This is a genomic window from Hyphomonas sp. J20-32, assembly GCF_055808555.1.
In genome coordinates this window covers 1,453,819-1,471,524 of record NZ_CM147873.1, presented here as the reverse complement: position 1 = coordinate 1,471,524, position 17,706 = coordinate 1,453,819, and the positions used below count along the sequence as shown (strand labels likewise).

18 protein-coding genes and 1 other RNA gene are annotated in these 17,706 nt (G+C 60.2%); 9 read left to right on the top strand and 10 right to left on the bottom strand.

The window, feature by feature from the left end:
• Window positions 1-34 precede the first annotated feature (34 nt).
• Together AC0L7I_RS07400 and AC0L7I_RS07395 are read right to left on the bottom strand one after the other, a co-directional pair.
• A complete protein-coding gene (locus AC0L7I_RS07400) occupies window positions 35-1,486 on the bottom strand; it encodes an AMP nucleosidase (protein WP_473398910.1) in 1,452 nt (483 codons plus the stop codon).
• 30 nt (window positions 1,487-1,516) lie between these two features.
• On the bottom strand, window positions 1,517-1,720 hold the full coding sequence (locus AC0L7I_RS07395) for a DUF2061 domain-containing protein (RefSeq protein ID WP_473398909.1): 204 nt from the start codon (window positions 1,718-1,720) through the stop codon (window positions 1,517-1,519).
• A gap of 187 nt (window positions 1,721-1,907) precedes the next feature.
• On the opposite strand from AC0L7I_RS07395, the gene AC0L7I_RS07390 reads away from it, so the two are divergent.
• The 5 genes from AC0L7I_RS07390 to AC0L7I_RS07370 all read left to right on the top strand — a co-directional run bounded on the left by AC0L7I_RS07390 (window position 1,908) and on the right by AC0L7I_RS07370 (window position 5,855).
• Entirely contained in the window at window positions 1,908-2,312 is a 405-nt protein-coding gene (locus AC0L7I_RS07390; protein WP_473398908.1) for a GFA family protein, read from the top strand.
• A gap of 373 nt (window positions 2,313-2,685) precedes the next feature.
• Window positions 2,686-3,036: a UrcA family protein gene (locus AC0L7I_RS07385; RefSeq protein WP_473398907.1), complete on the top strand. Its 351-nt coding sequence runs from the start codon at window positions 2,686-2,688 to the stop codon at window positions 3,034-3,036.
• 195 nt (window positions 3,037-3,231) lie between these two features.
• Entirely contained in the window at window positions 3,232-3,855 is a 624-nt protein-coding gene (locus AC0L7I_RS07380) for an energy transducer TonB (RefSeq protein WP_473398906.1), read from the top strand.
• A 230-nt stretch (window positions 3,856-4,085) separates the two neighbouring features.
• On the top strand, window positions 4,086-5,057 hold the full coding sequence (locus AC0L7I_RS07375; protein ID WP_473398905.1) for a hypothetical protein: 972 nt from the start codon (window positions 4,086-4,088) through the stop codon (window positions 5,055-5,057).
• A gap of 36 nt (window positions 5,058-5,093) precedes the next feature.
• Window positions 5,094-5,855, top strand: coding sequence for an N-acetylmuramoyl-L-alanine amidase (locus AC0L7I_RS07370; protein ID WP_473398904.1), 762 nt, complete (start codon window positions 5,094-5,096; stop codon window positions 5,853-5,855).
• A gap of 40 nt (window positions 5,856-5,895) precedes the next feature.
• Here the strand turns inward: AC0L7I_RS07370 and AC0L7I_RS07365 are convergent, their stop codons facing one another.
• Complete coding sequence (locus tag AC0L7I_RS07365; RefSeq protein ID WP_473398903.1) at window positions 5,896-6,924, bottom strand: ribonucleotide-diphosphate reductase subunit beta; 1,029 nt, start codon at window positions 6,922-6,924, stop codon at window positions 5,896-5,898.
• 200 nt (window positions 6,925-7,124) lie between these two features.
• Between AC0L7I_RS07365 and AC0L7I_RS07360 the strand changes: the two genes are divergently transcribed.
• Both AC0L7I_RS07360 and AC0L7I_RS07355 read left to right on the top strand, forming a co-directional pair.
• A complete protein-coding gene (locus tag AC0L7I_RS07360) occupies window positions 7,125-7,976 on the top strand; it encodes an alpha/beta hydrolase (protein ID WP_473398902.1) in 852 nt (283 codons plus the stop codon).
• 265 nt (window positions 7,977-8,241) lie between these two features.
• Window positions 8,242-10,026, top strand: a complete 1,785-nt coding sequence (locus tag AC0L7I_RS07355) for a sensor domain-containing protein (RefSeq protein ID WP_473398901.1) — start codon at window positions 8,242-8,244, stop codon at window positions 10,024-10,026.
• Here AC0L7I_RS07355 and AC0L7I_RS07350 read toward each other — a convergent pair.
• The 3 genes from AC0L7I_RS07350 to AC0L7I_RS07340 form a co-directional block, all read right to left on the bottom strand.
• Window positions 9,973-10,359 carry a hypothetical protein gene (locus AC0L7I_RS07350; RefSeq protein WP_473398899.1) on the bottom strand — a complete coding sequence of 129 codons (387 nt, stop codon included), beginning with the start codon at window positions 10,357-10,359 and terminating at the stop codon, window positions 9,973-9,975. The two genes, AC0L7I_RS07355 and AC0L7I_RS07350, sit on opposite strands and share 54 nt — an antisense overlap.
• A 77-nt stretch (window positions 10,360-10,436) precedes the next feature.
• The gene (locus AC0L7I_RS07345; protein ID WP_473399122.1) at window positions 10,437-11,129 is read right to left on the bottom strand and encodes a TerC family protein; all 693 of its coding nucleotides are present in this window, start codon (window positions 11,127-11,129) and stop codon (window positions 10,437-10,439) included.
• Window positions 11,130-11,238: 109 nt separating this feature from the next.
• A complete protein-coding gene (locus AC0L7I_RS07340; RefSeq protein ID WP_473398898.1) occupies window positions 11,239-11,703 on the bottom strand; it encodes an OsmC family protein in 465 nt (154 codons plus the stop codon).
• Between the two features lie 135 nt (window positions 11,704-11,838).
• Here AC0L7I_RS07340 and AC0L7I_RS07335 point away from each other — a divergent pair, with 135 nt between their 5' ends.
• Together AC0L7I_RS07335 and alkB are read left to right on the top strand one after the other, a co-directional pair.
• Complete coding sequence (locus tag AC0L7I_RS07335) at window positions 11,839-12,534, top strand: 2OG-Fe(II) oxygenase (RefSeq protein ID WP_473398897.1); 696 nt, start codon at window positions 11,839-11,841, stop codon at window positions 12,532-12,534.
• Window positions 12,534-13,169 (top strand): DNA oxidative demethylase AlkB, encoded by a 636-nt coding sequence (gene alkB, locus AC0L7I_RS07330; protein ID WP_473398896.1) that lies wholly within the window; start codon window positions 12,534-12,536, stop codon window positions 13,167-13,169. The genes AC0L7I_RS07335 and alkB overlap by 1 nt, the downstream gene beginning before the upstream one ends.
• 17 nt (window positions 13,170-13,186) lie before the next feature.
• Here the strand turns inward: alkB and AC0L7I_RS07325 are convergent, their stop codons facing one another.
• From AC0L7I_RS07325 to ffs, 4 genes are all read right to left on the bottom strand, one after another.
• The gene (locus AC0L7I_RS07325) at window positions 13,187-14,200 is read right to left on the bottom strand and encodes a lipid A deacylase LpxR family protein (RefSeq protein ID WP_473398895.1); all 1,014 of its coding nucleotides are present in this window, start codon (window positions 14,198-14,200) and stop codon (window positions 13,187-13,189) included.
• 17 nt (window positions 14,201-14,217) lie between these two features.
• Window positions 14,218-15,066, bottom strand: coding sequence for a lipid A-modifier LpxR family protein (locus AC0L7I_RS07320; RefSeq protein ID WP_473398894.1), 849 nt, complete (start codon window positions 15,064-15,066; stop codon window positions 14,218-14,220).
• A 373-nt stretch (window positions 15,067-15,439) separates the two neighbouring features.
• Window positions 15,440-17,308: a ribonucleoside-diphosphate reductase subunit alpha gene (locus AC0L7I_RS07315; protein ID WP_473398893.1), complete on the bottom strand. Its 1,869-nt coding sequence runs from the start codon at window positions 17,306-17,308 to the stop codon at window positions 15,440-15,442.
• Window positions 17,309-17,593: 285 nt separating this feature from the next.
• Window positions 17,594-17,683, bottom strand: an RNA gene (gene ffs, locus AC0L7I_RS07310) — signal recognition particle sRNA small type.
• Between the last annotated feature and the right edge of the window lie 23 nt (window positions 17,684-17,706).

The following is a 17,706-nucleotide window of genomic DNA, read 5'->3' as shown; positions in this document are numbered from 1 at the left end:
CACCTCCCGCCGCTCTTCGGCGGGAGGTGGATGCCTACCTGAACGGCGGTTCGTCGAAGGCGCGCAGTTTGCGGCTGTGCAGTTTGGCGCCCTTGTCGGCCGACAGGCGCTCCAGCGTTTCGATCCCGATACGGATGTGTTGGCCAATCGAGCGTTCGTAGAATCGGTTGGCCGCGCCGGGCAGCTTGATCTCGCCGTGCAGCGGCTTGTCAGATACGCAGAGCAGCACGCCATAGGGCACGCGCAGGCGATAGCCATTGGCGGCGATGGTGGCGCTTTCCATGTCGATGGCGATGGCGCGCGACTTGTTGAAGCGCCGGGCGGTGGCGGTGAAGCGCAGTTCCCAGTTGCGATCGTCCGTGGTGACCACGGTGCCGGTGCGCAGGCGGCGCTTGAGGGCATCGCCGCTTTCGCCGGTGACGCGGGCGGCGGCTTCCTGCAGCGCGACCTGGACTTCGGCGAGGGCCGGCACCGGGATTTCCGGCGGCAGGACCGCATCAAGCACATGGTCTTCGCGCAGGTAGGCATGGGCGAGCACATAATCGCCGATGGACTGGCTGTGGCGCAGGCCGCCGCAATGGCCGACCATGATCCAGACCTGCGGGCGCAAGACGGCAAGGTGGTCCGTGATCGTCTTGGCGTTGGACGGACCGACGCCGATATTGACCAGCGTGATGCCGGCGCCGTTCGGGGCGCGCAGGTGGTAGGCCGGCATCTGGAACCGGCGCCAGGGCGCCGCATCAATGTCGGCGCGCGACGTCTCGCTGACGTCGGTCACTTCGAGGCCGCCGGGGACCGACAGGGAGGTGTAATGGTTGTCCGTGCCGATCTGTTCCAGCGCCCAGTCGCAGAAGGCATCGACATAGCGGTGATAATTGGTGAACAGGACATAGTCCTGGAAGTGTTCGACCGGCGTGCCGGTATAGTGCTGGAGCCGCTTCAGCGAGAGGTCGACGCGCGGGGCATCGAACAGGGCGAGCGGGTGGGTTTCCATTGGCTCGAACAATTCGCCATCGGCCACTTCATCGCCGATATCGGCGAGTTCCGGGCTGGGGAACCAGCGGGCGAGTTCGGCCGGCGAAATCTCGTCGAGGCCTTCAGCCTGGCCCTGTTCCCAGACATAGGCATAGGGGATTTCCTGGGACGAACGTTCGACGACGACGTCAATGTCATAGTCGCGCATCAGCGGGGTGAGCTGTTCGATCAGGTAGGAGCGGAAAAAGTCCGGCCTTGTGAAGCTGGAAATGTAGGTACCGGCCTCCGACATCTTGCCGAAAGCGCGGCTGATCGGCGGCGGCGGGCCATCGGGATCATAGGTGAGACGGATCTGCGGATAGCAGAAGGCGCCGCTGTCACGCAGGTTGGTATCAGGCGGGGTGCCTTTGTGAAGGTAGAGATCAAGGGCGCCGGAAAGGGCCTCGACGGCATCGCTGTAGAGCGCCTCAAGGGCATCGACAACGGCTTTGGGTGTGGTGAGTTTCGTCATGCAGCCAGATGCCGGAAATGACGGGATACGTCAATTGGCGGGCGCCGGGAGACCCGCCCCTGCCCGCTTCCACACGCGTTCGTGCAATGTGTAGGCGACGGTCTGGACCATGGGCTCGATCACGCCGACACCGAGGGCGATGCGCCAGTTCCCCGTCAGCACGAAGGCCACCGTGACGGCGACCGTCAGGTGCATGAGACTGTAGGTACAGGTTTTCAGCATCGCTTGCCGCATTGTGGGGCTCCTGTTGGATAAGAGTCCATATATGCGAATCATTCTCAATTGCTAGTAACCAGTATGGCTACCGACTGCTATTGGTGAGGATTTAGGTCGGTCAGGACGTGTCGAGCCGGGCGGGCCCTGCCCCGAATGCCGCACCCGTGCTAGGATTCGGACGATCAGAAGCAGGGGAAAAAGCGCGATGACTGATGTGGCCCGGTGCGAGTGTGGCGAGGTGGAAGTCGTGGTTTCGGGGGAGCCGACAGGGGTGGTCATGTGCCATTGTCTCGATTGCCAGAAACGGACGGGATCCGTGTTCGGGATCGGCGCGTACTACCCGAAAAGCCAGGTGACGATCAGCGGAACGACCAAAGCCTTCACGCGCCCGACCGACGAAGGGCGGACCTTTACCAATCATTTCTGCCCAACCTGTGGGTCGACGCTGTACTGGATCGCCGAAAAACATCCGGACGGCGTGGGCGTGGCGGTCGGAAATTTTGCCGATCCGGGCTTTGGCGGACCAGTGCGGTCTGTCTGGGAGCAATCGCGGCATGACTGGGTGGTTGTGCCCGATGGCGCGCAGCATTTTCCCAAAGGCCGCGGGTGATTCGCACAGCACGTTGTAATCATGCGATTTGCAGCTTGGCCCACGGGGCCTGATCGACGCCCTGCCCCGTCACAAATGCATGGCGGACCTGACACTATCCTGATTTTTGGGCCTGTTTCAGACCAAGGATCAGGCAAGAACGCTCGCTTATCAGGCGAAACCGGTACAGGGCCGCGCTTTGACCGAAAATTCGCAAAACGACCGTTGCCATGCTGCGCTCGCGAGAACATTATTGCAGTGCAGCATGAGTTGGCTGTTCCCGGTTGGCCAATGCGTCGAGAGGCGGATTACGGGGGACAGTGATCACAAGGCTCAGCTGCGGGGGGAGTTTCCTGCCGGAATGTCCCGGCGCTAACTTCTAAAGGGCTATCCCATGTTGAAACCAATCGCATCGATCATGGCCGCGGCCATGATCCTGTCTCCGCTGGCCGTCGCCGGAGAGACGACTCCCATCACCGTGAACATCGCATATGACAAGGACATGCTGGCCACCAAGGCCGGCGCGGCCGAAGTCCTGAATGCCATCACGGACCAGGCAAAAGACGCTTGCACGAGCTATGTCCCTGTTTTCGGAGGCAATTATACCGACCGCAAATGCGTCAGAAGCATCGTCACGTCCGCTGTCTCGAAAATCCGGGAACAGCAGGCGTTTGAGGGCCTCGACGCGGCAGGCGAATTTGCCAGTTCAGGCGCGATGATCTTCGCCGACGCCGAACAACGCTAGGCCATTTCCTCCCGGTCTTGTGCGTTGGAGGGGCCGCCCACGGCCACGGGCGGCCCCTCACTTGACCCTGTCTCGTGGGCGTCACGACCGTCCGGATGCCAGCCGATGGTTTCGGGATTTACAAATATCAATTTTGATATATTATTACATTACAAGACCAGAAGACCGGCCTGCCATCAATCGGAGGAAATACGCATGCTGAATTCACCCGTCTCTCGCGCCCCGACCGCCGCCCTGGTGGCCTTGCCGGTTGCCTATGGCCTGTTCCTGCTGATGAATTCGCTGATCGATGTGAAGGAAGTGACGCTGGTGAAATCCGAAACGCGCATCCTCGGCACGTTCACGCCGCAGCTGCCGGATACGATCGGTGACATCCTCAAACGGCCGAAGCCGCAACCGATGGACGCCGCCGTGAAGCCACCGCCGCCACCGCAAATCTCGACAACGGCCAGCGATATCGACCTGCCCGTCATCCAGATTGCCGGCGCTGTGCCCGCATCCGTGCCGAGCCATGTGACCATGCCGACGATCAACCCCGTGGTCGTGTCCTCGCGGGGATACCAGGTGATCCGTGAGCCGATGCCGGTCTATCCGAGCAAGGCAGCAACGCGGGGCATTTCAGGCTCGTGCAATGTCGCCTTCGCGATTGATCCGCGCGGCAAGCCCTACAAGGTGTCGGCCATGTGCACCGACCCCGTATTCAAGAGCGAGGCCGAACGGTCTGTCCTGAAGGCCGAATTCGCACCGCAACTGGTCGACGGCCAGTTCGTGAGCGTGACGGGCCTCGAATACCCGCTGGAGTTCAAGCTGGCGAACTAGAACCTTCGCTGCCGGTTGAACCGAAACTAAAAACGTTCGAGGATACCACACTCCAAGGTTGTCGAAATCGTGCATTCCTCCTAATCTGTGTGGCAGTCAGGGGGGCTGGGGACGCATGCTGATTTTTCTCACTTTCGCCATTAGCAACGCACAAGTTGCAGAGGCCAGCCCGCCTATTCGCACACGACAGAGAGTCAGCTGAAGTGTTCAGGCGGATTCCCCTCGGATCAGTGATCATCCTTGCGCCCGTCGGGCTTGCACTGCTTGCCTTTCAGCTGATGGCGCCTTTCGCCATTGTCAGTTCTTCCGAACTCGGCCTCATAGGCGATCTGGTCCGACCCAATCCCTTCCCGAGAAATATACTCCTGTTCATGGGATTGCAGATTATTCAGGTCTTCGTGTGTTCGGCGTCGCTTATCGTGTCGATAAAAACTGTCCACTCACAAAACAGGGACAGTTTCCTGCCATTCCTGATTTTTTCCGTCGCGGGTGCCGTCATTATCTGCGGGCTCTTCATCCTGCTGCGAACCTATGGCCTGGTCGCGTACACTTTCACTCACGATTTCTTCGTCTCATTCTACAGCCAAACACCGATTGGCGAGTATTGGATCAACACAAAACTGTTGGGCCTCTCCGTCCTGGACTTGTCAGTTCTCACGCCCACTTGGTTCGGGGTCGTGGCAGTCATCTTCGCCGCGACGGCAAGCAGGACCGTGCTGGCCTATGAGCCGATGTATGAGCCAGATGAGTATGAGAATGCCGACGAAGCCTTGAGGAACAGGTCAGTAAAGATGATTGCTTACGGCCTTGCGGTTGTGTTGTGCTCGAGCGCACTGACGGCAACGATGTATTTTCATCTTCCCTCAATATTTCTGGACCAGGGCATGCATGCCCAAGCCGTGCAAAGCGGCGCCGAGGCGCAAGACGCAATTCTGACAGACTTGCTGGAAAATGTGCAGCAGTTTGGCGCGGATCTCAGTTTCTATTGGGCGCTGGTTTTCTCCCTTACCCTGATTGCTGCCGTCGGCCTGCCATTGGTTCGCATTTTCCTAAGCCAGAACGGCGGGGGAATGCCCGATGAGACCGAACTTGGGGGCATGATGCGGATCGGACGCTCACTGTTCGGAAACGCCGCCATGTCGGTGAGCCCGATCTTGGCAGCAATCATATCGCGGTCCCTGTCGATACCGGGTCTATCGTGATGAGCATTCAGACCGCACGCCGAGGAGCTTTCGTACATGGCTAAACTCGCAATCCTGGTTGGCCATACCGAGCATCAGCAAGGTGCTAAAGGTGTCAGACCAATTCAAATGCAAGAGTATGCTTGGAATCGCGACCTTGCCGCGAAGATGATCGAAGTGGCCGAGCACATCCCGGGTTTCGAAGCCCAAGTATTCCTGCGCGATCAAGGCGGAATTCGCGGCGCCTTCGATCGGATTAGGCAATGGGGCGCGGATGCATCTATGGAGCTGCACTTCAACTCCGCAACTCCTCGCGCAACAGGGTCGGAAACCCTGTATGAAACCGATGTGTCGAAGGGGCTGGCTCAGGCAGTCCATTCGGCGACGGTGAAGGTGCTCCAGTTGCGTGATCGAGGCATCAAGACTCCACATGCAGCCAGCGGTGGCCGAGGCGAGCAAAATCTCAAGCAGATGGGATTTCGGCCTTCGATCCTGACCGAGCCATTTTTTGGATCCAATCCGGAGGACGCCAATCGGGCGCACCGCAAGAAGACCGACCTTGCGAAGGCCCAGATCAAGGCCGCAGCCAACTATCTCATGAAGCCATTCGACAATGGCGACGACAAAGTCTGGACCGTTACCGCATCTTCACTGAACGTGCGCGGTGGACCGGGCACCGGGTTTGATACGCTTAGTTGGGGCCCACTAAAAGTCGGCGACGAAGTCCGACTGATCTCACGCGACAATAGCTGGCGTTTCATCCAACTTGGAGAGGATGAAACCCAACGCGGATACGTGCTTGCAAGCTTCCTGAAATGACAGGTCCCAGCGTGGAGCCTGAAGAAATCAATATCTGTTCCTATTCCGCCGGGACGGTTGCCGGCTTGCGTTTGTCGAAGTTTGACCAGACGCCGTCGTCGCCATGCCAGTCGCCGCGGGTGGCGCCCTTGGAATATTCGGTGGCGCGCTGTTCGAAGAAGTTCGCGTGCTCAACCCCGTTGAGGATTTCCGTCAGCCAGGGCAGCGGGTGCTTGGAGATGCCGTAGATTGGCTCGAGCTTCAGCTGGCCGAGGCGCCAGTCGGCGATGTAGCGGATATATTGCTTGATATCGTCGGGTGTCATGCCTTCGACTTCGCCGGCCTCGAAGGCCAGTTCAATGAACTTGTCTTCCAGCGCGATCACGGTGCGGCAGCATTCGCGGATCTTCTCGCGCAGCTCATCGTTCATGACACCAGTCTCGGCGCAGAAAGCGTGGAACAGCTTGATCATGCCTTCGCAGTGGAGCGACTCGTCGCGGATCGACCAGGTGACGATCTGGCCCATGCCCTTCATCTTGTTGAAGCGCGGGAAGTTCATCAGCATGGCGAAGCTGGCAAACAGCTGGAGACCTTCGGTGAAGGCGCCGAACACGGCCATGGAGACGGCGATGTCTTCATTCGTCTCGCAGCCGAACTGGCCGAGATAGTCATGCTTGGCGGCCATCTCCTGGTATTCCATGAAGGCCGAGAATTCGCTGTCGGGCATGCCGATCGTCTCGAGCAGCAGGGCGTAGGCGGCGATGTGGATCGTCTCCATGTTGGAGAAGCTGGCCAGCATCATGGACACCTCTGTCGGCTTGAACAGGGGCATGTAATTGGTCATGTAGTTCGCGCCGACCTCGACATCGGACTGCGTGAAGAAGCGGAAAATCTGGGTCAGCAGGTTGCGCTCGCCGTCAGACAGCTTGACCGCCCAGTCCTTGCAGTCCTCTCCCAATGGCACCTCTTCGGGCATCCAGTGGACCTGCTGCTGCTTCTTCCAGAAATCATAGGCCCACGGGTAGCGGAACGGCTTGTAGGCAAAGCTGGGGGTCAGCAGTCCTGGCAAATTCTTGGTTCCGTCAGCCATCGGGGCCTCCTTGGGTGTTCATGTCGATGTGTGGAGCAATATACACCACATATAGTGCTTCATTCAGGTTAATGCCGCAAGATGTTCCGGTAACCTCTGCGACACTTGTCCACAGGGATGCCCACAGGAAATGCGGCCGCGACGGATTTTCGGGCAATCTACGTTGAAGTCATCTTACGCCATTTGAAGGACCGAGTCCCATGCGCAGATTGCTTGCCATCGTTGCCCTGATCGCCTTCGGCCTGATATTCGAGGCGGAGGCCGAGGTATTCCGCGACGTGCCCTATGCCAGCCTGCCGGGAGTCGATCCCGAATCGCTGAGCCTCGATATTTATGTGCCCGACGGGGCCAGGAACGCGCCGGTACTGGTGATGGTGCATGGCGGGGGCTGGACGAAGGGCAATAAAACCAACGCCATCGGCGCCAGCCACGTGCCCTATTTCAACGATCAGGGCTTTGTCTATGTCTCGATCAATTACCGCCTGGCACCCGACGATCCCTTTCCGGCCTTCATGGCCGACACGGCTGCCGCGGTTGCCTTCGTGCACCGGGAGATCGGCCGGTATGGCGGCGACAAGGACAATATCTTCCTAATGGGCCATTCGGCGGGCGCGCACATATCGGCGCTGGTGTCGGTGGACGGGCGCTACCTGGCAGCCGAAGGGCTGACGCCGGCGGTGATACGAGGAACCGTGCTGCTCGACGGCGCGGCCTATGACATTCCGGGCCTTGCCCGGTTTGGCGGGCGCCGCCTGCCCCGACTCTACCGACCGGCCTTTGGCGATGACCGGGACGACTGGGTGGCAGCCTCGCCGACCTTGCAGGTGAAGGCGGGTACGCCGACGCCGCCCATGCTGGTCTTCTATGTCGACCGAAGGGGCGCGCCGGAGGCGTCCGAAGCGCTAGCGAAGGCGCTGCGCAAGGCGGGGCATGAAGCACGCACGGTCAAAGCCGCCGACCGCACGCACAAGACGATGAACCGCGGGCTCGGCGAGCCCGGCGATCCGTACGCGGCAATGATTACCGTCTTCCTGAACGACAATCGACGCTAGGACCTGCAGGCGAACGGTGCGCCGGAATCCTCGCTGAACGGCAACGAAATGCCTGACGCGCCGGCACCTGAACTCTCCGAATCGCCCCCAACATCCACGCCAGTGGGCAGTCTCAGGAAATCTCAACAGCTGAATTAGCAAATTAGTTAGACCATTCAGCATAGTAAACGATTATGATTGATATCGCTCTCACCACGATACCGGCAGGCTTTCCAGGCGTGCAGAACCGCGCTTGCGCATTCGGCATGCCGCGGGGGGCGCGAAAATGACAATCCTCCATGACCTGCAGCAGGTCTTCGATGTGCTGCCCTATCCCGTGTTTGTGAAGAATGCCCAACATCAGTGGATCTTTGCCAACAAGGCCTTTGATGAGCTGATGGGGAATGCTGACTATCTCGGGAAGGACGATCGCGACTTCTTCCCCGCCGACCAGGTCAAGGTTTTCTGGACGGAAGACCGGCGGGTCTTTGCCGGCGAGGAGAGCATCAACGAGGAAGAGATCGGCCCGGACACGTTCGCCCTGACCCGCAAGGTGCCGTTCAAACTGCCTGACGGGACAACCGGCCTTGTCGCCATCATCCTCGCCTCCGTCACGACGACGGAAACGCTGAATACGACCAAGGACAATTACGAGGCCGAGATCAAGGAAGCCGGTGTCCAGTTGCAGCGGTTACGCGAGACGTCGGCGCGACGCGCGCTGGAGCTTGAAGACCGCCTGTCGCTGGCCGAGATGAACCAGAAGATGGCCATGACCGTCGCGCAGACGGATCCCGCAACGGGCCTGAAAAACCGGCTCGGTTTCGAGCACGACCTGGCGGCTTCGGTGCAATCCTATGAGGCCAAGGGCAAGCGGTTCGGCCTGGCCATCGTCGATATCGACCGATTCAAGCAGATCAACGACCGTTACGGCCACCCGACCGGCGACCTGGTGTTGAAGACGGTTGGCCGGCGACTGACCGAATTGCCGGATGTCTTTACTGTCGCCCGATGGGGCGGCGATGAATTTGCGATTCTGACCGAGTTGCCGGAAATTGATGACAGCCGCATGCTCCAGGGCCTGGAAGAGGCTCGCCAATATGCTTTCAGACCCATCCGAGCTGCGGGCCGCAGGATCGAGATTTCCGGATCGGTCGGATTTTCAATCTTCTCCGAAGATGCGCACCATGCCGACGAACTGATGCGCAATGCCGATGTCGCCCTGATGATGGCGAAACGCAGAGGCAGGGGCATGGTGCAGGCGTTCGACGAGCAGATCAGCGAGGGCCTGTCGCGGCGTATGCAACTTGTGCGTGACTTGCCGGACGCGATTGCAAACGGTGATATCAGGCCCTTCTACCAGCCAATCATGGGAGCCGAGAACAGGAAGGTCCGTGCCGTCGAGGCCTTGTCCCGCTGGACCCACCCGAAATACGGACCGGTCGGCCCTGACGAATTCCTGGACCTTGCCCATGAGTGCGGGCTCGGCTCCGAACTGGATGCATCAATCCTGAACATTGCGTGTCGCGAGGTTTCCCCCTGGCTTGAGGACGGCACCATTGCCTACCTATCCTTGAACGTCACACCCATGGACATCGTTGCATCCGACTTTGCGGAGCGATTCCTGGCCAGCCTGGCGCGGACCGGAACCAATCCGAAAAACGTGTGCCTGGAGATTGTCGAATCCGCGATCATCGGCGACCTGGATGCGGCGCACGCCAATATCGAGCGCCTGAGCGATGCCGGCGTGATGATTGCGCTCGACGATTATGGCACGGGGTTCTCCAACTTGCGCGCCCTGCTGGACCTGCCTTTGGACAAGCTGAAGATCGACCGGTCCCTGATCCAGAGCATCGGGACGAACAACAAGATTGCCGACCTGCTGACATCGATCATGCAACTCGCCAAGACGCTGAAAGTCGGCGTCGTGGCCGAAGGCATCGAGACCAAACTGCAGTCGGCCTTTGTCACGTCTGCCGGTTGCGACCTGATGCAGGGCTACCTGTTCAGCCAGGCCTTGTCATATGACGCGATGAAGACGTGGCTGTCCACGGACCAGCAGAAGGTCGCCTGACACAACCGGATTCGTTGCCGGGCCAATGGCGTTCGGGGCGGGCAGGTCCAGCTTGAAACCCGGGAGAACGGCCGCCAGGTCGGCCAATGGCTCTTCGACGTCTGCCTCCAGCCTGAACTCAGCTGCGAGCGCGCGGCGAAAGAGCATGACAGTGAGAATGCACAGGCCGCCAACCGAGAAGCCGAGCGCCGTGTTGATGATTGTTTGACTTGCATGAAGCTCGGACAGTGATGTCCAGACAGTTGTCAGCGCGACGATGGTCGTGATCTCCATGATCAGGAGCGTCATGACCAGGGCTTTCAGGAAGCGGCCCATATGAGTTTTGATTTCCATGAGAACACCAGCAGGCGCTGGCACAGACACATTATCTGCCTGTCCTGCGAGACCCGCAAGACGGATTCTTCATGTGCCTAGTGGCCGGCACGGCAAGCTGCCGGAACGCCGATGTCGACCATCTGAAGGCCTTCATTGCAGAGCTCCAGACCGCCCTGCCACATCATGTGGAGCGCGACGTAGAGAATCACCGCGAGGCCGACAAAGGCGATCCAGCGGTGCCGCGCCAGGACGCGGGCGATGAAGGAAGAGGCAAGGCCCATGAGCAGGATGGACAGGCAGAGGCCGAACACGAGCACGATCGGGTGTTCTCGCGCCGCGCCCGCAACGCCGAGCACGTTGTCGAGCGACATGGAGACGTCGGCGAGGACGATCTGGGTGACTGCTGCACGCAGGCTCTTGCCGGAAGCCTGGCCTGCGACGCGGCCGTCGCCATCAAGGTCTGCGGCGGCAAGCGCCTCTTCGGCAGCGTGGGCGGCGCTGGCCTGAAGTTCGCGCCACATTTTCCACGCGACCCATAGCAGGAGGAGACCACCCGCGAACAGAAGGCCGACGACCAACATCAGTTCGGCGGCGATCAGCGCGAACACGATACGCATGACGGTTGCCGCAATGATGCCGATCAGGATGGCCTTGCCGCGCTGGTGGTTGGGCAGACCGGCAGCGGCCATGCCGATGACAACAGCATTGTCGCCAGCCAGAACCAGGTCAATTGCGATCACGGCGAAGAACGCCTGAACTATTTCGGGCGTCAGGAAATCGAGCGTCATGGCGGGAAGGTTTCCGGGCCGGGTATTCGGGCAATCATTGTCGGCCTGGACGTTCAGATGGGAAACTCCAGCATGCACGACAATGCCGCGCATGCTGAAAATCTCCCGGCTAGGAATCGGCCAGATTTGTCGTGATCTCGGTCGTCGTGGAATTGGCGATGAAGCAGAGCTCGTGCGCCGCATGGTGCAGGGATTCGATTTGCCCGGGCGACGGGGCCAGCCCTTCGTAGCTGACGACCGGGTTCAACGTGACCCGGGTGATTGCCAGTCGGCCCGCCGCGTTCGCCTCCAGCACACCGACAGCCTCATCTTCGTAGCTGTTTACGATGAAGCCCGCATCGCGCGCCTTGTGGAGATAAAACAACATGTGGCAGCTGGAGATTGACGCCACAAAGGCTTCTTCCGGATCGACATTCTCGGCGACGGCATAGGGCAGCGGCACGATGTCGGGCGATGCGGAGGCCGGCACTTTGAGGCCGCCATCGAATTCCCATTCATGCGCCCGGGAATGCTTATTGGCCTTGAAGTCATCGTCGCCGCGCGACCATCTGACGATGGCTGTATGTTTCCCCATGTCCGGTCTCCATGATGAGTGTGACGGGTAGCGCTGTTTAGCCGTACAAGAATGCAAACGCCAACCAGCATGAATCGGAATGCGGGCGCGGCGCGGCGAGTCTAAGCCCAGTTCGATAAATTTGCAGGAGGCAGAATGGACGCCGCAGACATCAACTGGTCCGCCGTTGAGACGGCACTGGACAGGCAGGGCTTTGCTTCGCTCGGCACATTGCTGGATACGGAGGCGCGGACCGCCCTATCGCGCGCCTTCGGAGATGACGGACAGTATCGCAGCCATGTGCACATGGCGCGGCACGGGTTCGGGCGAGGCGAGTACAAGTATTTCCGCTATCCCCTGCCCGCCCGGATCGCGAACCTGCGCGCCGCGCTGTATCCAGGGTGCGCCGCCATCGCCAATCGCTGGTCAGAGCGGATGCGACTGGATGTGCGCTATCCGGAGACCCATGCGGCGTTTCTTGAATCGTGCCGTGCGGCGGGTCAGGAGCGGCCAACGCCACTGATCCTGTCCTATCGCGAAGGCGATTATAATTGCCTGCATCAGGACCTTTATGGCGGGATCGTTTTTCCGTTGCAGGTCGTTATCCTTCTGAGCGAACCGGGCCAGGATTTTGACGGAGGTGAATTCGTGCTGACCGAACAGCGGCCAAGGATGCAGTCACGCGCGCATGTCGTGCCGATCCGCGCGGGCGAGGCGGTGGTGTTTGCGGTGAACGAACGGCCCGTGAAAGGCACGCGCGGCGACTATCGCGTGAAGATGCGCCATGGCGTCTCCACGCTGACGCGGGGCACGCGATTTGCGACGGGAATCATCTTCCATGATGCGACGTGATGGCTGACCTGTTGAGCAGATTGCGACCCGGTGAGGCCTGGCGTGGCGAGGACATCTTGCACCTGCCGGGCTTTGCCGATGCCCCCGCCCTATGGATAGCGCTGCAGCCCGTGCTGACGGCAGCGCCTTTCCGGCATCTGGTGACGCCGGGCGGCAAGACGATGTCGGTCGCGATGACAAATTGCGGTGAGGTCGGCTGGGTGTCGGACCGATCCGGCTATCGCTACGACCCGGTGGATCCGCTAACCGGGCAGCGATGGCCGGACATGCCGGATATATTCCGCGATGTGGCGCAGCGGGCAGCAGCGGCGTTCGGCGCTGCTGACTTCAATCCCGATGCCTGCCTGATCAATTGCTATGAAATCGGTGCCCGGCTGACAGCGCACCAGGACCGGGACGAGCAGGACCTTGGCCAGCCGGTCGTCTCCGTGTCGCTCGGCCTGCCAGGTCGGTTCTTTATCGGCGGCGCACAACGGACGGGGCTGAAACAGACGGTGCTGCTGGAACATGGCGACGCGTTGGTGTTCGGGCGCAGCGCACGGCTCGCCTATCATGGCGTTCTGCCAGTGAAGGCTGGCGTGCACGAGATGACGGGCACACGGCGCATCAGCCTGACGTTCAGAAAGGCGGGATAGCCCCGCTTCCCGACGACCTAATGGGCGACCGAAATGGAGAAGGCGCCGAAGCGCTGTGGCGTGATCTGGGAATCGAATTCCTCGGTGCGGTTCACATAAGTGAAGGCAAGCTGGACTTCGCGGTAATGGATCGCGAGACCGGCCTGGAGGTCGCCCACGAAATCCTTGCGGTCTTCGACGCGCGGGCCATCCCGGAACAGGTTCCCATCCAGGAACATGTCGCGACCGACGGCGCGGCCGCTGGCGCCGACGAAGAAATAGCCGCCCAGCGGATTCTCTTCGGTGCCGGGGATGAACTCGCCTGCCCCCGAGAGCGCCGGACGGATGCGCGGCGGACCAAAACTGGAATCAAGATCCCAGCCGATGCGGGCCGTCAGGCCGGAAGATGCATATGTGCGCACATTGCCGAGCGCGCCGCCGATATCGAAACCGAGATCAGTTTCGATGCCGAACGGTAGGGTGGGGCCCGGGAAACGGTGCAGGCGCTGGGCAATGATCTCGATGCCCGGTTCATCTCGCAACTGGTTGGGCCAGCCCTGCGCCTCGGCCACGCCGATGATACGGTGGAAATTGTTCTGGATGAACTCGCCACCGGCCGAGGGACCGACAATGCCAAGATTGACCTGAAGTGTGTCCTGCGTGTTGGCGCTGGCCGCGACGATGGTGCCTGATGCATAGAGCCAGGCCGCATATGGCCGGTCGGTCGGGTCCGGCACGGCGAGTGTCTTGTCTTCCGGTGTGAAGATCGTGTGGGACAAGGCGAACCCCTGACGCAATTCCTTGCGATCCAGGTTGAGGACCGGCAAGCGGTCAGCAATCCAGTCGAGCGCGGGGAAAACCTCGTCGGCACCGGACACGCGCTCGATACGCAATCCATTGGAATAATTGCGGTCCGTGCCGCCGCCAAACTTGTCGTTCTCCACCGTGAGCGAGACCACGGCAGGCTTCTTGACCTCCTGGCCATGAACCAGGGGCGCAATAAAAAGGGCCGCGACTAGCGCGGCCCGATAACGTGTCTGGGCCATCATCATGGCCGGGGCATTAGCACCTATCGGCGCATCGTGAAACTTACACCTGCGAAATCTTCCGTGTCGCTGATACTGCCGTTTCGGTCTTCATATTTCACTTCCCGGCGAATGTAGCTGAGCGACAGTTCGCCACCTGCCCTCTGGATCGACACGCCTGCCTGCATGTCGCCCACGGTGACCTGGTCAGTCAGGGACATGTCGTTGAGATTCGGGGCAAAACTCGAATTGCCGGCATCCCAGACAAGGGCTTCGCCATCGGCACCGGCGAAGATGTACCAACCTTGTGGCTGGCCGTCCTTGCCAAGAATGTTGAAGTCACGACCGATACGGACTTCACCGCCGACGCGCTGGCTTTGCAGCTCGCCTTCTTCGCGCACGGCGATGCGGGGCGCGACGCCGACATCAAAATTGAGTCCGGTCAATGCCATGGGCGCCGAGAAGGCAACTTCGGCCGCGATGTCTTTCTCGATCTGGGTCGCACCTGTCAGGCGGGCCTGTCCGCGCTCTGCCGCAATTGCGAGGAGTGCCGGACTGCCGGTCCAGGTGAGTTCGGGCAGGTCGGACGGAACAATACCGGGCGCGACACCGAAATTGGCCGGAGCTGCGCCATCGAATGCCGCAACCGGTGCTGGCAGGCTCCCCATCGCCGGGCCCGAAAACCGGGCAGGTGTACCGTCGATGACATGAATGGAGACCGTTTCGGCTGCATCGGGCTGCATCGGGCTCGCACCCAGCGCCGTCGGAACGGCCATCGTCATTCCGAGCGATGGTGGAACGGCCGGTTCGGACCGCACGAAATCATGTGGGGACGTCGAAACGCAGCCCTGGCAGGCCAGCGTCAACACTGTAGAGGCTACTGCGATTACCATACGCCTGATACCCTTCATGGTTCATCCTCGTAAGCTTCCGCTTATACTGAGAATTACACCCCAACGCGCTTAATGTAGCATAAAGGACACACCATTCCCAAACGCCTTTCACTCATCAAAGATTAATTCTGGTTGATGAAACGCTAACCTTCAGTTTTCGCTCCAGAACCCGAATTCATCGGGCTTTTTCTCGCAAGAAGCACGCCACACGGGACAGTTCCGCCGTTAACCTGTAGACGTTTTTGTTTGAATTGAGGCAATTGACACGTTGGGTGCCCGATGTTCAGGCAGCCGACTTTTCCACCTACAGCAGAAAAACGGCCAGCCCGAAAGGAGCCGGCCGCTTCATTGTTCCATTCCGGAATGACTGCCCCTACTGGCAGGCAAGACACTCGTCATAATCGGTGTTCGGCGTGTCCATCGCAGCGCCTTCAACCCGCTCTGACCCGGCAAAGGCAGCCCGCTGGACCGACTTGGACCGGCAGTAATAGAGCGACTTCAGGCCGCGTTCCCAAGCCGTCCAGTGCAACATGTGCAGGTCCCACTTGGATACGTCACCCTTGAGGAACAGGTTCAGCGACTGCGACTGGCAGATATAGGGCGTGCGATCGGCCGCAAGTTCGATGATCCAGCGCTGGTCGAGTTCGAAGGCCGTCTTGTAGACATTCTTCTCGTGCTCATCGAGACAATCGAGGTGCTGCACCGAGCCTTCATGTTCGAGTATCGAGGTCCAGACCTCATCATTGTTGAGGCCCTTCTGATCGAGCAGCGCTTCGAGCTGCTGGTTCTTGACGGTGAACGAACCGGACAACGTCTTGTGGGTGTAGACATTGGCCGGGATCGGCTCGATACCGGCCGACGTGCCGCCGCAGATGATCGAAATCGAGGCAGTCGGCGCAACGGCCATCTTGTGGCTGAAGCGGGCCATCATGCCGACATCGCGGGCGTCCTCGCACGGGCCGCGCTCCTTGGCGAGCTTGACCGAGGCAGCATCGGCGCCCTGGCGGATATGCTTGAACATCTTCTCGTTCCAGACCTTGGCCATGGCGCCTTCCATGGAAACGTTCATCGCCTGCAGGAAGGAGTGGAAGCCCATCAGGCCGAGACCGACCGAGCGTTCGCGCTTGGCCGAATAGACGGCCCGCGCCATTTCCGGCGGTGCGCGCTCGATGAAGTCTTCGAGCACGTTGTCGAGGAAGCGGAAAATATCTTCCAGGAAGTTCTCGTCCTTCGACCATTCCATGAACTTCTCGGCATTGACCGAGGAGAGGCAGCAGACAGCTGTCCGGTCCTGGCCGCGATGGTCGATACCGGTCGGCAGGGTGATTTCCGAACAGAGGTTCGACTGGGTCACCTTAAGGCCCAGCTTGCGCTGGTGGGCCGGCATGGAATTGTTCACGGTGTCGGTGAACAGGAGGTAGGGCTCGCCGGTCTGCATGCGCAGTTCGAGAATCTTCTGCCACAGCTTGCGGGCATTGATGGTGCGGACGACTTCGCCGGATTTCGGGCTGATCAGGCCGAAATCCTCGTCGGCGCGGACTGCTTCCATGAAGGCATCGGTGATGTTGATGCCGTGATGCAGGTTGAGGCTCTTGCGATTGAAGTCGCCGGACGCTTTCCGGATCTCGAGGAATTCTTCGATTTCAGGGTGGTGGCAGTCGAGATAGCAGGCAGCAGAGCCACGGCGCAGCGAGCCCTGGCTGATCGCGAGGGTAAGCGAGTCCATCACGCGGATGAAGGGAATGATACCGGAGGTTTGCCCATTCTGGCCGACCTTCTCACCGATCGAGCGGACATTGCCCCAATAGGTACCAATGCCGCCACCATTCGACGCGAGCCAGACATTCTCGGTCCAGGTCTCGACAATATCGTCAAGCGAATCGCCAACCTGGTTGAGGAAGCAGGAAATCGGCAGGCCGCGGGACGCGCCGCCATTCGACAGGACCGGCGTGGACGGCATGAACCAGAGCTTGGACATATAGTCGTAGAGGCGCTGGGCATGTTCGGAATCGTCTGCAAAGGCCGTGGACACACGGGCAAACATGTCCTGATAGGACTCCCCGGGCAGCAAATAGCGGTCTTTCAGCGTGGTCTTGCCGAAATCGGTGAGCAGGGCATCGCGGGAGGGATCGGTCTTCACCGGAGCGCCTTCGACCACGCGCAATTCCGCATCGGCACCGGCTTTTGGCTTGCCTTTACGCGGCGCGGATTTGGTCACAGACTTGGCTTCGGATGCAGACATGTGCAGCCCTCCAGTTTCATTGATATATATAGGAACTGAAGCCCCCGGTAGCCAGATATGGCCCCCAACTTCTCTCCTGACACAACATATAGTGTCGGAAGGTTAACATGCGGTCAACGGGGCTTTTCTTAAATCCGTCAAAAAGGGCGTGGAATTCCGGTTAACGGCGAGTTAAGGCGCTCCGAGATCGCCTGTCCAGACAGACGAATACGCTATCCACAATTCGTGCACCCGGCGACCCGCCTGACGGGAAATAAATTGTGCCGGACGAGAGAGGGAAAAGGCGGAGACAGGCGAACGACCCGGGCTGAAATCGTTGGGGCTGCTTCGTTCCCGACCTGACCCGATTGGCGAATGGCCCGTCCGCCACCTGCCTCCTCCGGGTTATATGCGCGGGG